Here is a 13,974-nt window from a genome sequence, read left to right on the forward strand (position 1 = left end):
GTTGATGTGGGTCAACATCTCGCTGAGTGGGTGCAGGCACAATGATGGCACCTTGCCAATATTGTTCCCGCTCAACTCAGAGAAGACCTGCCCATGGGTGCCTGGCTTAGCAATGTTTCCCTGAAGTACAAATTCTGGGCCGTCAATGCGGTGGCCTTTGTCACGACCCTGCTGCTGGTGCTCTATGCCGTGCACCTGGAGCAACGCGCCCGCGCCGAAGCGGCGCAGGCGCAGGCGGCAGCGCAAGCCCAGCTGCTGGCTGCCTGGCCTGCCGGGCAAGCATTGCCGCGCCCGGACAACGTCATCAGCTGGTCGGCCGGGCAAACGCCGGCTTTCGCCGGTGAAGCGCTCGATAGCCTGCGCAACGCCCAGGGCTGGGTGGAGCTACCAAGCGCCTGGATCCTCGGCGAAAACCCGCTGCGCGGGGCGCAGGTAGTGCGCCACGGCGACCAACAGGTGGCCGTGCTCGCCCAGTCGCCAAGCCTGCGCCAGGTATTCTTCGAGCGCTTCAGCAATTACGCGGTATGCGTGCTGATCCTGATGCTGGCCATGCTCGGCGCTTCGCAATTGCTGATCCGCTTCCTGCTCAGCCAGCTCAATACCCTGAAGGATGTGATGCTGCACGTGGAAAGGACCGGCGACCTGGCGGCCCGTGTGCCGCTGGCTTGCGGCGACGAGGTCGGCCAGATGGCCGGGGCCTTCAATGCCATGCAGGCCACCTACCACCGCGTGGTCAGCACCGTCGCCCACACCGCTGCACAGTTGGACTCGGGCGCCGCACGCCTAGCTGCCAGCATGAACAACGTACGCACCGGCATGCTCGGCCAGCAGAGCGAGACTGACCAGGCCGCCACCGCCATCAACGAAATGTCGGCGACGGTGCACCACATTGCCCAGCATGCCGGTGCCACCCGTGACCTGTCACAAACCGCCGACACCTTGGCCGGCAGCGGCAAAGAGGTGGTCAGCCGGGTGCAGGATTCGATTTCCGGGCTGTCCAGCGGTGTGCAGCAAACCGCCGAAATGATTCGCCAACTGGCCGAAGACAGCCAGAAGATCAACAGCGTGGTCGGTGTAATCCACAGCATCGCCGAGCAGACCAACCTGCTGGCGCTCAACGCCGCCATCGAAGCGGCGCGCGCCGGAGATCTGGGCCGAGGCTTTGCCGTGGTGGCCGATGAGGTGCGCAACCTGGCCAAGCGCGTGCAAACCTCTACCGACGAAATCACCACCATGGTCTCTGCCCTGCAATCGGGCACCCGCGATGCAGTGGAATTCATGCAGGAAAGCTCGTACAAGGCCGACGATTGCGTCCGCCAGGCCCAGGAGGCCGGCGAGGCGCTGGCGGAGATTACCGGTGCTGTGGCGCAGATGCGCGAAAGCAATACCCAGATTGCCGTGGCGGCCGAGCAGCAAAGCCAGGTGGCCGAGGAAATGAACCGCGCCGTGGTCAGCATCCGCGATGTCACCGAACAGACCGTGCAACAGACAGTGGGCTCGGCAACCACCAGTAGCGAACTGGCGACCCTGGCCGGCGAGCTGAACAGGGCCATTGGCCAGCTCAAGCTATAGTCACCATAGCCAGCCTCGATTGGCCCCCGCCCGGGGGCCGCACTAAGCTTTGAGCATGACCGAGAGGAAATGCCCATGAGCAAACGCCTGCCCAACCTGCCCGCCTGGCAATGGCGCGGCTACCACAATAACCACCGCCACCCGGCCAATCTGGTGCTGCACCTGATTGCCGTGCCGCTGTTCATTCTCGGCGCGCTGCTGATTCTGTCGGGGCTGTTCGGCCTGGACCTGGGCCAGATTGCCGTTGGCGTGATTGCCCTGATTGCCGGCCTTGGCTTACAGCGCCATGGTCATCGCCTGGAGGCCGAACAACCTGAGCCGTTCGCCAATCGCCAGGATGCCGTGCAGCGTTTGCTGACGGAGCAGTTCATCACCTTTCCGCGCTTTGTGCTGAGCGGGGCCTGGTGGAAGGCCTGGCGGGAGCGGCACAAACACCGCCATTGATGCCATGGGGCTGCTTTGCAGCCCAATCGCGACGCAAGGCCGCTCCCACAGGAATCACGCGCAATCTGAAAATTGCGAGATCCTTGTGGGAGCGGCCTTGTGTCGCGAAAGGAGCGCGTAGCGCTCCCAAGATTGATCAGGCAAACACGGTGACGGTCTGTCGGCTCAGGGCCAGCAACTCGCCCTCTGCCGTCCACAACGCCGCAGCAGCATGCCCATAACCCTCCCGCGCATGCTCGGTCTCCACGCAGTACCGGCACCAGTCCAGGGTCGACAGCTTCGCCGTGGGCTGGATGAACTCGATGGTCCAGGTCAGGGTGCTGCCCGCTGCGGGCTGCTTGAGAAACGGCATCAGGCTCGGCGGCCAGGCATCGACCAACGCCAGCAAGTGCGACTCATTGACCTGCTCTTCAGCCACATCCCGCAAGCGCACCCAGCCGCCCATCTTGCGCGATTGATTACCACTGAACGGCAACCCACCCACTGCCCAACGCAAGGCTACATGGCGCATGAATTCAGGCGTAACGCCCTTGATATAGGGCAACTCGGGCGCTGCGTCGTCGAGTGCGGGCATTTCCATCGCCGGCAACGCTGGCACCTCGACCACCGAAGGCCGGCCTGCACCGAAATTGCCCTGCACCAGGGTCACCACCTGGCCATCCTGAACGGCGCGGCCGAGCAAGGTGCTGACCGCCTTGCCTTCACGCAGCACCTCCACCTCGAAACGAATTGGCACATCTGCTGCCGCAGGCGCAACAAAGCTGATGGCCAGCGAGCGCACAGGGCGGCTGTCGGAGAGTTTCAGGCGCATGGCCTCGTAGACCATGGCCGCCATCAGCCCGCCAAAGGCGGCGCGGCCCTGGGCCCAGCTGGGCGGGATGCTGACGGCATCCGGGTTGCCCCGCACGGCCTCTAGCAGTTGGTTGAAGTTCATTGGCTGGCTCCTGCCCGCAGCGAAAAGGTCTGCCCATCGTAGCCAGCAAACCCCGGGCGATCAGCCCGCATATCGGTCAATTGTCGGGCTAGCGACGCGCCAGCGCCTGCAGCAGGGCATCCAGCGTCACATCCGACTTGCGCTCGGCCTCGTGCAGCTCTTGCTCCCACGCGACTTTGCAGGGGGCCAGGTCAGCATGCTCGCGTGCCTGCAGCAACCACTGCAGGCGGTCATGCCAGTTGCCCAGGTCGCCCTGTGCCTTTTTCAGCAGGCGCTGCAGTTTCTTCCCGGCGTGGTCGAGTTGTGGGTAGGCCTCGTCGCCATAGCGCGCACGCTTGATCAGCAAGCGCAGGCGGTGGCGGTCGTGAGCGGGGTCTTGCAAGGCTTCGTGCAACTTGCGCCATTGCTTGACCAGGCGCTTGTCAATGCGTTTGTCCAGTGACTTGACCAGCCCCTCGCGGCCTGCCGCCCGCAGGAACAACGGAAACGCGTCGACAATCGCCAGCACCCGGGCCAGCTGCGGGCTGGCAGCGACACTGGCAAAGGTCCTGCCACGCCCTTCCAGGCGCCGCTGGCCGGCGGCGGTATAGCCGCGCGCGATCAGCTCCGCTGCCAGCACCTCCCGGTCACGCAGCGGCGTGGTCAGGGTACCCAACGCGCTGGCGGCACCCTCCAGCTGCTCCACGCCAGGCAGCCCGCGCAGCGGCCGCAGCAGGCTGCGCAAGCGCCGCAGGCTGATGCGCAAGTCGTGCAAGGCTTCGCGGTCGGTATCGGCAGCCAGGCGTTCGCGGCAGGCCATCAGGCGCACCTGCAAGGCCAGTATCTGGGCTACTACATGGTCTAGCATGGCAGACATACGACGCTCCTTGATCAGCGCCCGGCGCGCGACTCACGAATGTAGAAGCGCGCCTTTTCGGCTTTGCGCGTACAGCTCTCGTAACCTTCGAACTGCTGCTGGGTCTTGGCCCCGGTCAGCAGCGACAAGGCCTTGGAGTAACTCACTGCACCGGCAAAGCCTTCGGCCTTGGCCAGGTCCAGTTCCTTCCAGGCGGCATCCAGCTGGGTCGCGCAGCTGTCACGGTAGGCCGTCTTGCCCGCGCAGCCAGCAAGGGCCAAGGCAATCAGTGGAAGGCAGATCCAGGCTTTCATCGGTAATACCTCAATGGAAAAAACAGTGGCTGTTCGACGCCCCGGCAGCTGAAAAGTGCCCTGCCCGGCCGGCTGTGCCTGGCCAGTTTTATTACAGTAGCTCAGCGCGATCTACATTGAAGCACAGCCTGTGATGGGTGCATTGTAGGACCATGGTTGCACTGGACGGGGAATATTCATGAGCAAACGCGTGGCACTGGTACTGGGCTCGGGCGGAGCCCGGGGGTATGCACACATCGGTGTGATCGAGGAAATCGAGCGGCGCGGCTACGACATTGCCTGCATTGCCGGCTGCTCCATGGGTGCAGTGGTTGGCGGCATCTATGCTGCCGGCAAGCTGAGCGACTATCGCAACTGGATCGAAAGCCTCGACTATCTGGATGTACTGCGCCTGGTCGACGTCAGCTTTCGCCTCGGCGCCATTCGTGGCGACAAGGTGTTCGGGCAAATCCGCAAGATCGTCGGCGAGATCAACATCGAGCAATTGCGCATCCCCTATACAGCGGTTGCGACCGACCTTACCAACCAGCAGGAAATCTGGTTTCAGGAAGGTTGCCTGCACCAGGCCATGCGCGCCTCGGCGGCCATCCCCAGCCTGTTTACCCCTGTGATGCAGGGCAACCGTATGCTGGTCGACGGGGGCATCCTCAACCCGCTGCCGATTGTGCCTGTGGTGTCCAGCCACTGCGACCTGATCATCGCCGTCAACCTCAACGCCACCAACCAGAAGCAGTACCAGTTGCCGGTGATCGAGCGCCCCGCGGCGTTCAAGATGCGCTTTGACTCCTTGCTGAGCTCATTGGGCTCTCGCTTGCCGTTCCGGCGCAAGCCGGCGGAAGAGCTGATGCGCATCGAACAGGAAATAGTCGCCGAAGGCCTGGCGCCGCCCAACCCGTGGCTGGCAGATGCCGCCGACCCGGAAGGCCAGCAACCGGCGGCGGCACCGGAACGCGAGGGCGCGCCAAAGTCGGCGACCGGCTCGTTCATCATCGACAACGTGGGGCCTGCTTCGCTGCTGGACTTGATCAACCAGAGCTTCGAGGTCATGCAGACGTCTCTGGCACAATACAAGATCGCCGGGTATCCACCGGATGTGCTGATCAACGTGCCCAAGCGGGTCTGCCGGTTCTTCGAGTTCTACAAAGCGCCCGAGCTGATTGCGCTGGGACGGGAGATTGCGCGGGATACGCTGGATAACTATGAAGGGGTGAAACGCTAAGCGTCGTAGCACCCGCGAAGAGGCCGGCACAAGCGACAGAAACGAAACAGGCCGCACAAGGCGGCCTGTTTCTTCATGCAGCGATCACCTTAGTAACGGGTGATATCCGCATTGGCTTCCAGCTGCTTGCGGTAGGCCGCGAAGTCCTGCTGGCCAGCACGCGACGCGAGGTAGCGGCGGATCTGCTGCTTCTCTTCGTCGGTGGCGGTAGCGCCTTCGTTGACGCCCTTGAGCTGCAGCACCACCAGGCTACCGTCACGCAGCACTACGCTGCCATACACCGGCTTGCCCTTGGCTTGCGGCTTGCCCAGGCGGAACAGCGCCTGCAGTTCGGCCGGGTCAATACCGTCCTCGCCACGGGTAACTGCTTCATAGGCCTTCCAGCCTTGCCCTTCGTGCACGCTGTCTGCTGCGATGGAACCGTCACGCAGGCCGGCGATCAGCTTGTCCGCCTTGGCCTTGAGCTCGGCAGTCGCCTTCTCTTTGGCCAGGTGTTCGCGGATGTTGCTGGCCACCGCTTCCAGCGGCAGTTGCTCCGGCTTGCGGTGCTCCTTGACGCGCAATACCACGGTGGTCTCTGGGTCGAGCTCGATGGCGGTGCTGTTGGCAGCCTCCTCCAGCACTTCTTCGGAGAACGCAGCCTGCACCACCGAACGGTTGGCGGTAATACCTTCACCACCCTCGCGACCGAAGGCTGCAGAGGTCTGCACCTTGAGGTTCAGGTCCTGGGCCGGCTGGGCCAGGTCGGAAGCCTCGTAGGCAGCATCCTGCAGCTGCTTGCTGGCATCGACGTAACGCTGCTCGACCAGCGGGGTTTTCAGGTCGCGGGTCAGCTTGTCCTTCAAGCTGGCGAAGCTCGGCACTTCAGGTGCCTGCACACCTAGCAGCTTGATCAGGTGGTAGCCAAACTCGGTGCGCACTGGCGTCGAGACCTGGCCGTCCTGCAGCTTGTACAGCGCATCCTCGAACGCCGGGTCGTACACACCCGGGCCGGCAAAGCCGAGGTCACCACCGCTGCTGGCCGAACCCGGGTCCTGGGAGAACTCCTTGGCCAGCGCGGCAAAGTCTTCACCCTTGGCCAGACGCTGCTCGATCTCTTCGGCACGGGCCTTGGCCTGGGCGTCGGTGACCTTGTCGTTGACCTCGATGAGGATGTGCGCGGCATGGCGCTGCTCGGCGAGGTTGGCGATTTCCTTCTCGTACTGGGCCTTGAGCTCTTCGTCGGTCACTTTGACCTGGTCGAAGAACACCGACTTCTTCAGCTCGATGTAGTCGATCACCACCTGGTCAGGCGACATGAACTCCTTGGCGTGCTGCTCGTAATGCGCCTTGACCTCTTCGTCGCTGACCTTGACCGCGGCCGGGTCGGCCTTGAAGGTCAGGGAGGCGAAGTCGCGGGTCTGCTTCTCCAGGCGAGCGAAGGCATCGACCTGCTGGTCGGTGACAAAGCTGCTACCCGCCAGGCCGGTGCGCAGCTGGCCGATGAGCATTTCCTCGGCGAGCATCTCGCGGAACTGCATGCGGCCGTAGCCCATCTGGCGGATGACCTGGTCGAAACGGTCAGCACTGAACTTGCCGTCCACCTGGAACTCCGGCGTTTGCAGGATCACCTGATCCAGCGCGGCCTCGGAGAAGGCAAACTTGGCATCTTCGGCGCCTTGCAGCAGCAATTTGCGGCTGATCAGGCCCTTGAGCGCCTCTTCACGCAGCAATTTGTCTTCCAGCAGCGCTGGGTCGAAATCCTTGCCCAACTGTTGCATCAACTGACGGCGCTGCATGTCGGCCGCCTGGGCCAGCTCGTTCTGGCTGATGGTCTGGCCGTTCACCTTGGCGGCGTCCTGGCTATGGGTGGCGGCCTGGAAAATAGCTTCGAAACCGGTCAACGCCATCAAGACGACGATAAGGCCGATGATGGTCTTGGCAATCCAACCTTGTGAATTGTCCCTGATATTTTGCAGCATGCGTCCCCCAGAAACGGCTGTACCACTGCGTCGACAACCGCGGAGCGTGGGTAGAATCCTGATAAAAGAAAGGCGCATCCGAGGATGCGCCTTTTCTTAGCAAACGTGTCAGGCGGGAACGTTTGCGCCCCGCCTTCAGCGTGCTCGGACCCGGCAAAGCCAGATCCGGCTGAAAGACGACTTAGTTGACGGCGTCTTTCAGGCCTTTGCCAGCCTTGAAACCTGGAACCTTGGCGGCTTCGATCTTGATCGCCTTACCGGTTTGCGGGTTACGGCCAGTACGCTCGGCGCGGTCCTTGACCGAGAAGGTACCGAAGCCAACCAGAACGACGTCGTCGCCTGCTTTCAGGGCACCGGTTACGGAGTCGATCACAGCGTCCAGAGCCTTACCTGCGGTAGCTTTGGAAATGTCAGCCGATGCAGCGATAGCGTCAATCAGTTCCGACTTGTTCACTCTAAGTCCCCTTATTTCTCTATTGAGTTTGTTTCTAAGTATGTAATGAAAAGCTTATGAAACGTGCGCTGGGTGGCTTGATGACAATAGCGTGCCGCTTTATAGCAAGGGCCCGAAAAAACTGTCAAGGAAAGCCCCCCAGCCAAAAACTACTAATGCGTGCTGATTCTTTCCTTAGCATCGCCGTCGCGCTTTTCATCTTTCGCGACAATCTCAGGAGCCACATCTGGCAAGGGCTCCGGGGCGTATTGCAGCGCAATTTGCAGGACTTCGTCAATCCATTTGACCGGTTTGATCTGAAGATCCTGTTTGATATTTTCCGGAATCTCCTTCAGATCGCGAACATTCTCCTCTGGAATGATCACCGTCTTGATGCCGCCACGGTGTGCCGCCAGCAGTTTTTCCTTCAACCCGCCAATGGCCAGCACCTGGCCACGCAGGGTGATTTCGCCGGTCATGGCCACGTCGGCACGTACCGGAATCTGCGTCAGCGCTGACACCAGCGCGGTGCACATGCCCACGCCCGCGCTTGGGCCGTCCTTCGGCGTGGCGCCTTCCGGCATGTGGATGTGTACGTCGCGCTTCTCGTGGAAGTCGGCGGCAATCCCCAGGCTACGGGCGCGGCTACGTACCACGGTCTGTGCGGCGGTGATCGACTCGACCATCACATCGCCCAGCGAGCCGGTCTTGATCAACTGGCCCTTGCCGGGGATGACCACGGCTTCGATGGTCAGCAGTTCGCCACCCACCTGGGTCCAGGCCAGGCCGGTGACCTGGCCGATCTGGTCCTGCTGCTCGGCCAGGCCGTAACGGAACTTGCGCACGCCCAGCAGGTGCTCCAGCTGCTCGCTGGCCACCTTGACCTTGACCTGCTTCTGCCCGGTATGTTCCTTGACCACCTTGCGGCAGACCTTGGCGATTTGCCGCTCCAGCCCACGTACACCGGCTTCGCGGGTGTAGTAGCGGATGATGTCGCGGATCGCCGAAACGTCGACCTCAAGCTCTTCTTTCTTCAAGCCGTTGGCCTTGACCTGCTTGGGCACCAGGTACTTGACAGCGATGTTGATCTTCTCGTCCTCGGTGTAGCCCGGCAGGCGAATGACTTCCATCCGGTCGAGCAGCGCCGGCGGGATATTCATCGAGTTCGAGGTGCACAGGAACATCACGTCCGAGAGGTCGTAGTCGACTTCCAGGTAGTGGTCGTTGAAGTTGTGGTTCTGCTCCGGGTCGAGCACTTCCAGCAGTGCCGAAGCCGGGTCGCCACGCATGTCGCTGCCCATCTTGTCGATTTCGTCGAGCAGGAACAGCGGGTTGCGCACACCCACCTTGGTCATCTTCTGGATCAGGCGGCCAGGCATGGAGCCGATATAGGTACGGCGGTGGCCACGGATCTCGGCCTCGTCACGCACGCCACCCAGGGCCATGCGCACGAACTTGCGGTTTGTGGCAGCAGCGATCGACTCGGCCAGCGAGGTCTTGCCCACGCCAGGTGGGCCGACCAGGCAGAGCACCGGGCCGCGGATTTTCTTGACGCGCTTCTGCACGGCAAGGTACTCGAGAATGCGTTCCTTGACCTCTTCCAGGCCATAGTGGTCGGCATCGAGAATTTCCTCGGCCTTGGTCAGGTCCAGACGCACCTTGCTCTGGGCCTTCCAGGGTACCTGCACAAGCCAATCGAGGTACGAACGCACCACCGTGGCCTCGGCCGACATCGGCGACATCTGCTTGAGCTTATTCAGCTCGGCCTGGGCCTTGGCCAGGGCATCTTTGGGCAGGCCAGCGGCTTCGATGCGCTTTTTCAGCTCTTCGACTTCGTTGTGGCCTTCGTCGCCATCGCCGAGCTCTTTCTGAATGGCCTTCATCTGCTCATTCAGGTAGTACTCGCGCTGGCTGCGCTCCATCTGCTTCTTGACCCGACCACGAATGCGCTTTTCAACCTGCAGCAGGTCGATTTCCGCATCCAGCAGCGCCAGCACGTGCTCGACACGGGTGGTCAGGTCGACAATTTCGAGAATTTCCTGCTTCTGCTCGATCTTCAGGGCCATATGGGCGGCCATGGTATCGACCAGACGCCCTGGCTCTTCGATGCTGTTCAGCGAGGACAGCACTTCGGCAGGGACTTTCTTGCCCAACTGCACGTACTGCTCGAATTGCGACAGCAACGTGCGCACGAACACTTCCGACTCGCGCTCGGCGGCGTCGGTTTCGTCGATCAGGGAGACTTCGGCACGGATGTGCCCTTCTACTTCGGTGAAACGCTCGACCGCGCCACGCTGCTCCCCCTCGACCAGCACCTTGACGGTACCATCAGGCAGTTTCAGCAGCTGCAGCACAGTGGCAACGGTGCCGACACGGTACAGGGCGTCCTCGCCCGGATCGTCGTCGGCCGGGTTTTTCTGGGCCAGCAGCAGGATCTGCTTTTCGCCCGTCATCGCTGCCTCGAGGGCTTCGATGGATTTTTCGCGCCCCACGAACAGCGGGATAACCATGTGCGGGTAAACAACGACATCGCGCAATGGCAAAAGAGGCAAGTCGAGGGTGGTCTTCATGATTTCGCCTCTACAGCGGCCTTATGGCCGGAAACCGGTGGAAATGATGCTTGGACCTAATGTGGGGGCACGCTTGGGAAATTACAAGCGCTAGCGCAGGAAAAGCAGAAAGGGGCCCGTAGGCCCCCTTCTTGCTTGCAACCGTCACCGGCCATTGCCTGAATCAGGCGTCTGGCGCGGCCTTGGCTTGCGGCTCGCTGTTCTCGTAGATCATCAGCGGCTGCGACGTGCCTTCGATGACGCTCTCGTCGATCACCACCTTGCTGACATCCTTCTTCGAAGGGATCTCGTACATGGTGTCGAGCAGCACGCCTTCGAGGATCGAACGCAGGCCACGGGCGCCAGTCTTGCGCTCCAGAGCCTTGCGTGCAACGGCCTTGAGCGCATCGCTGCGGAACTCGAGGTCGACGCTTTCCATCTCGAACAGCTTGGCATACTGCTTGGTCAGGGCGTTCTTCGGCTCGGTGAGGATCTGCATCAACGCAGCCTCGTCCAGCTCGTCGAGGGTAGCCAGCACCGGCAGACGACCGACGAATTCCGGAATCAGGCCAAACTTGACCAGATCGTCCGGCTCGACCTCACGCAGGGACTCGCCAACCTTCTTGCCTTCTTCCTTGCTGCGCACTTCTGCGCCAAAACCGATGCCACCCTTGGTGGAACGGCCCTGGATGACTTTTTCCAGGCCCGAGAACGCGCCACCACAAATGAACAGGATGTTGCGGGTATCGACCTGCAGGAATTCCTGTTGCGGGTGCTTACGCCCACCTTGCGGCGGTACCGAGGCCACAGTGCCCTCGATCAGTTTCAGCAGCGCCTGTTGCACGCCCTCACCCGAGACGTCACGGGTAATGGACGGGTTGTCCGACTTGCGCGAAATCTTGTCGATTTCGTCGATGTAGACAATGCCCATCTGGGCCTTTTCCACGTCGTAGTCGCACTTCTGCAACAGCTTCTGAATAATGTTTTCGACGTCCTCACCCACATAACCGGCCTCGGTCAGGGTGGTGGCGTCAGCAATGGTGAACGGTACGTTCAACAGGCGTGCCAGGGTTTCGGCGAGCAGGGTCTTGCCCGAGCCGGTCGGCCCGATGAGCAGGATGTTGCTCTTGCCCAGTTCGACTTCGTCGCCCTTCTTGTCACGCTGGTTCAGGCGCTTGTAGTGGTTGTATACCGCTACGGCCAGCACCTTCTTCGCGCGCTCCTGACCAATGACGTACTGGTCCAGGATGCCGCTGATTTCTTTCGGCGAAGGCAATTTGTGCGCGCTGCTCTCGGCCTGGGCTTCCTGCACCTCCTCACGGATGATGTCGTTGCACAGGTCGACGCACTCGTCGCAGATAAATACCGAGGGCCCGGCAATCAATTTGCGCACTTCGTGCTGGCTTTTGCCGCAGAAGGAGCAATAGAGCAATTTGCCGCTGTCCTCGCCGTTACGGGTGTCAGTCATTCGATCGATCCAATCCGGTAGGCTTGCAACACAAGATGAAGGCAATTGCGGGCTTTTTCAAGTCCGCAGGTAGGCGCTTTCCGCGCCTACCTGCTCTGACACCCCGGTTCAGGAGGCCAGTTGCCGCTTGTCGTAGACCGAGTCGATCAGGCCGTACTCGGCCGCGCGCGAGGCGCTCATGAAGTTGTCACGCTCAGTATCACGCTGGATGGTCTCGAGGTCCTGGCCGGTGTGGTAGGCCAGCAGCTCGTTGAGACGCGCCTTGATGCTGAGGATTTCCTGGGCGTGAATCTGGATGTCGGTAGCCTGGCCCTGGAAGCCGCCCAATGGCTGGTGAATCATCACCCGCGAGTTAGGCAGGCAGTGACGCTTACCCTTGGCACCGGCGGTCAACAGGAACGCACCCATGCTGCAGGCTTGGCCGATGCAGATGGTCGAGACGTCCGGCTTGATGAACTGCATGGTGTCGTAGATCGACATGCCTGCAGTGACCGAGCCGCCTGGGGAGTTGATGTAAAGATGGATATCCTTGTCCGGGTTTTCCGCCTCAAGGAACAGCATCTGCGCCACTACCAGGTTGGCCATGTAGTCTTCTACAGGACCCACCAGGAAGATCACTCGCTCCTTCAACAGACGCGAGTAGATGTCATAGGCGCGTTCGCCACGGGCGGACTGCTCGATAACCATCGGGACCAGGCCGCCGGCGGCCTGGATGTCAGAGCTCTGCTGAATATAAGAATTGCGGGACATGTCCTGCGCTCACTCCCAAATAGTCATGGCTTGAATACGCACAAGCCAGCGCGAAGGCTGGCTTGTGGGGGTTTCCTACGAGAGAAAACGTATTACTCGGCTTCGGCTGGTGCCTCGGCTGGTTTTACGGCTTCTTCGTACGAGACCGACTTGTCGGTCACAGTCGCTTTCTGCAGAACAGTATCTACAACTTGTTCTTCCAGCACAACCGAACGCACTTCGTTCATTTGCTGGTCGTTCTTGTAGTACCAGGCGATGACCTGCTCAGGCTCCTGGTAAGCCGAAGCCATTTCTTCGATCATCTCGCGAACCTTGGCGTCGTCCGGCTTCAGCTCGAACTGCTTGACCACTTCGGCCACGATCAGGCCCAGCACTACGCGGCGCTTGGCTTGTTCGGTGAACAGCTCGGCAGGCAGTTGCTCAGGCTTGATGTTGCCACCGAACTGCTGAACAGCCTGCACGCGCAGACGGTTGACTTCGTTTTCCAGCAGGGCCTTTGGCACTTCGATCGGGTTGGCGGCCAGCAGACCGTCCATGACCTGGTTTTTCACCTTGGTCTTGATCGCCTGGCGCAGTTCACGCTCCATGTTCTTGCGAACTTCGGTGCGGAAGCCTTCCAGGGTCGACTCTTTGATACCGAACTGGGCGAAGAACTCTTCGTTCAGCTCTGGCAGCACAGGGGCGGCAACGCTGTTGACGGTGATGGTGAACTCGGCAGCTTTGCCAGCCAGGTCCAGGTTCTGGTAGTCCTCTGGGAAGATCACGTTGACAACGCGCTCTTCGCCAGCCTTGGCGCCAACCAGGCCTTCTTCGAAGCCCGGGATCATGCGGCCGGAGCCCAGCACCAGCGGGGTACCCTTGGCCGAACCACCGGCGAACACTTCACCGTCAACCTTGCCGACGAAGTCGATGTTTACCTGGTCGTCGTTCTGCGCGGCGCGCTCGACAGCCTCGAAACGGGTGTTCTGCTTGCGCAGCACTTCCAGCATGTTGTCCAGATCGGCGTCAGCCACTTCGGCGCTCAGGCGCTCGACGTTGATCGACTCGAGGCCGGCAACGGTGAACTCAGGGAACACTTCGAAGATGGCGACGAATTCCAGGTCCTTGCCTTTTTCGAAGGACTTTGGCTCTACAGCAGGGGCGCCAGCCGGGTTCAGCTTCTGCTCGACGATGGCTTCGTAGAAGGAAGCCTGGACCAGGTCACCGAAAGCCTCTTGACGGGCGTCAGCTTCGAAACGCTGACGGATCACGTTCATCGGCACTTTACCAGGACGGAAGCCCGCAATCTTGGCGCGCTTGGCAGTCTGCTGCAGACGCTTGTTGACTTCGTTCTCGACGCGCTCGGCCGGAACGGCGATGGTCATGCGGCGCTCGAGAGCGGAAGTGTTTTCAACAGAAACTTGCATGGATATTCCTCGTTGCACAGACGTTAGCCGGCGTTAGCCCGACTCCAGAATCAAGGGCAAGCATTCTAGTGAGTCGCGCAGCAGAAGTC

12 protein-coding genes are annotated in these 13,974 nt (G+C 61.2%); 3 read left to right on the top strand and 9 right to left on the bottom strand.

The window, feature by feature from the left end:
* Positions 1-93 precede the first annotated feature (93 nt).
* Complete coding sequence (locus ACN6NG_RS19880; RefSeq protein ID WP_474315677.1) at positions 94-1,572, top strand: methyl-accepting chemotaxis protein; 1,479 nt, start codon at positions 94-96, stop codon at positions 1,570-1,572.
* A 75-nt stretch (positions 1,573-1,647) separates the two neighbouring features.
* Positions 1,648-2,016 (top strand): Mpo1-like protein, encoded by a 369-nt coding sequence (locus ACN6NG_RS19885; protein ID WP_016500553.1) that lies wholly within the window; start codon positions 1,648-1,650, stop codon positions 2,014-2,016.
* A gap of 136 nt (positions 2,017-2,152) precedes the next feature.
* Here ACN6NG_RS19885 and ACN6NG_RS19890 read toward each other — a convergent pair whose 3' ends face one another.
* From ACN6NG_RS19890 to ACN6NG_RS19900, 3 genes are all read right to left on the bottom strand, one after another.
* Positions 2,153-2,950 carry an acyl-CoA thioesterase gene (locus ACN6NG_RS19890; RefSeq protein WP_016500554.1) on the bottom strand — a complete coding sequence of 266 codons (798 nt, stop codon included), beginning with the start codon at positions 2,948-2,950 and terminating at the stop codon, positions 2,153-2,155.
* Positions 2,951-3,038: 88 nt separating this feature from the next.
* A complete protein-coding gene (locus ACN6NG_RS19895; protein WP_016500555.1) occupies positions 3,039-3,806 on the bottom strand; it encodes a CHAD domain-containing protein in 768 nt (255 codons plus the stop codon).
* A gap of 14 nt (positions 3,807-3,820) precedes the next feature.
* Positions 3,821-4,099, bottom strand: coding sequence for a lipoprotein (locus ACN6NG_RS19900; RefSeq protein ID WP_003250254.1), 279 nt, complete (start codon positions 4,097-4,099; stop codon positions 3,821-3,823).
* A gap of 178 nt (positions 4,100-4,277) precedes the next feature.
* Between ACN6NG_RS19900 and ACN6NG_RS19905 the strand changes: the two genes are divergently transcribed.
* Positions 4,278-5,318, top strand: coding sequence for a patatin-like phospholipase family protein (locus ACN6NG_RS19905; RefSeq protein WP_063423876.1), 1,041 nt, complete (start codon positions 4,278-4,280; stop codon positions 5,316-5,318).
* An 89-nt stretch (positions 5,319-5,407) separates the two neighbouring features.
* Here the strand turns inward: ACN6NG_RS19905 and ACN6NG_RS19910 are convergent, their stop codons facing one another.
* The 6 genes from ACN6NG_RS19910 to tig all read right to left on the bottom strand — a co-directional run bounded on the left by ACN6NG_RS19910 (position 5,408) and on the right by tig (position 13,885).
* Positions 5,408-7,279, bottom strand: coding sequence for a SurA N-terminal domain-containing protein (locus ACN6NG_RS19910; protein ID WP_353455001.1), 1,872 nt, complete (start codon positions 7,277-7,279; stop codon positions 5,408-5,410).
* 181 nt (positions 7,280-7,460) lie between these two features.
* Complete coding sequence (locus tag ACN6NG_RS19915) at positions 7,461-7,733, bottom strand: HU family DNA-binding protein (protein WP_016485887.1); 273 nt, start codon at positions 7,731-7,733, stop codon at positions 7,461-7,463.
* Positions 7,734-7,885: 152 nt separating this feature from the next.
* Complete coding sequence (lon, locus tag ACN6NG_RS19920; RefSeq protein ID WP_049276841.1) at positions 7,886-10,282, bottom strand: endopeptidase La; 2,397 nt, start codon at positions 10,280-10,282, stop codon at positions 7,886-7,888.
* Positions 10,283-10,445: 163 nt separating this feature from the next.
* On the bottom strand, positions 10,446-11,729 hold the full coding sequence (gene clpX / locus ACN6NG_RS19925) for an ATP-dependent Clp protease ATP-binding subunit ClpX (RefSeq protein WP_016485885.1): 1,284 nt from the start codon (positions 11,727-11,729) through the stop codon (positions 10,446-10,448).
* Positions 11,730-11,837: 108 nt separating this feature from the next.
* The gene (clpP, locus tag ACN6NG_RS19930; RefSeq protein WP_012271562.1) at positions 11,838-12,479 is read right to left on the bottom strand and encodes an ATP-dependent Clp endopeptidase proteolytic subunit ClpP; all 642 of its coding nucleotides are present in this window, start codon (positions 12,477-12,479) and stop codon (positions 11,838-11,840) included.
* 92 nt (positions 12,480-12,571) lie between these two features.
* Positions 12,572-13,885 (bottom strand): trigger factor, encoded by a 1,314-nt coding sequence (gene tig / locus ACN6NG_RS19935; RefSeq protein WP_474315683.1) that lies wholly within the window; start codon positions 13,883-13,885, stop codon positions 12,572-12,574.
* Positions 13,886-13,974 lie beyond the last annotated feature (89 nt).

The organism is Pseudomonas sp. TSO6, assembly GCF_056098905.1.

What these genes read in the sequence shown, in the direction of transcription:
- ACN6NG_RS19890 (WP_016500554.1), bottom strand. Translation starts at nt 2,950, where the DNA reads ATGAACTTCAACCAACTGCTAGAGGCCGTGCGGGGCAACCCGGATGCC.
- ACN6NG_RS19905 (WP_063423876.1), top strand. Translation starts at nt 4,278, where the DNA reads ATGAGCAAACGCGTGGCACTGGTACTGGGCTCGGGCGGAGCCCGGGGG.
- lon (WP_049276841.1), bottom strand. Translation starts at nt 10,282, where the DNA reads ATGAAGACCACCCTCGACTTGCCTCTTTTGCCATTGCGCGATGTCGTT.
- ACN6NG_RS19885 (WP_016500553.1), top strand. Translation starts at nt 1,648, where the DNA reads ATGAGCAAACGCCTGCCCAACCTGCCCGCCTGGCAATGGCGCGGCTAC.
- ACN6NG_RS19910 (WP_353455001.1), bottom strand. Translation starts at nt 7,279, where the DNA reads ATGCTGCAAAATATCAGGGACAATTCACAAGGTTGGATTGCCAAGACC.
- tig (WP_474315683.1), bottom strand. Translation starts at nt 13,885, where the DNA reads ATGCAAGTTTCTGTTGAAAACACTTCCGCTCTCGAGCGCCGCATGACC.
- ACN6NG_RS19895 (WP_016500555.1), bottom strand. Translation starts at nt 3,806, where the DNA reads ATGTCTGCCATGCTAGACCATGTAGTAGCCCAGATACTGGCCTTGCAG.
- clpX (WP_016485885.1), bottom strand. Translation starts at nt 11,729, where the DNA reads ATGACTGACACCCGTAACGGCGAGGACAGCGGCAAATTGCTCTATTGC.
- ACN6NG_RS19880 (WP_474315677.1), top strand. Translation starts at nt 94, where the DNA reads ATGGGTGCCTGGCTTAGCAATGTTTCCCTGAAGTACAAATTCTGGGCC.
- ACN6NG_RS19900 (WP_003250254.1), bottom strand. Translation starts at nt 4,099, where the DNA reads ATGAAAGCCTGGATCTGCCTTCCACTGATTGCCTTGGCCCTTGCTGGC.
- clpP (WP_012271562.1), bottom strand. Translation starts at nt 12,479, where the DNA reads ATGTCCCGCAATTCTTATATTCAGCAGAGCTCTGACATCCAGGCCGCC.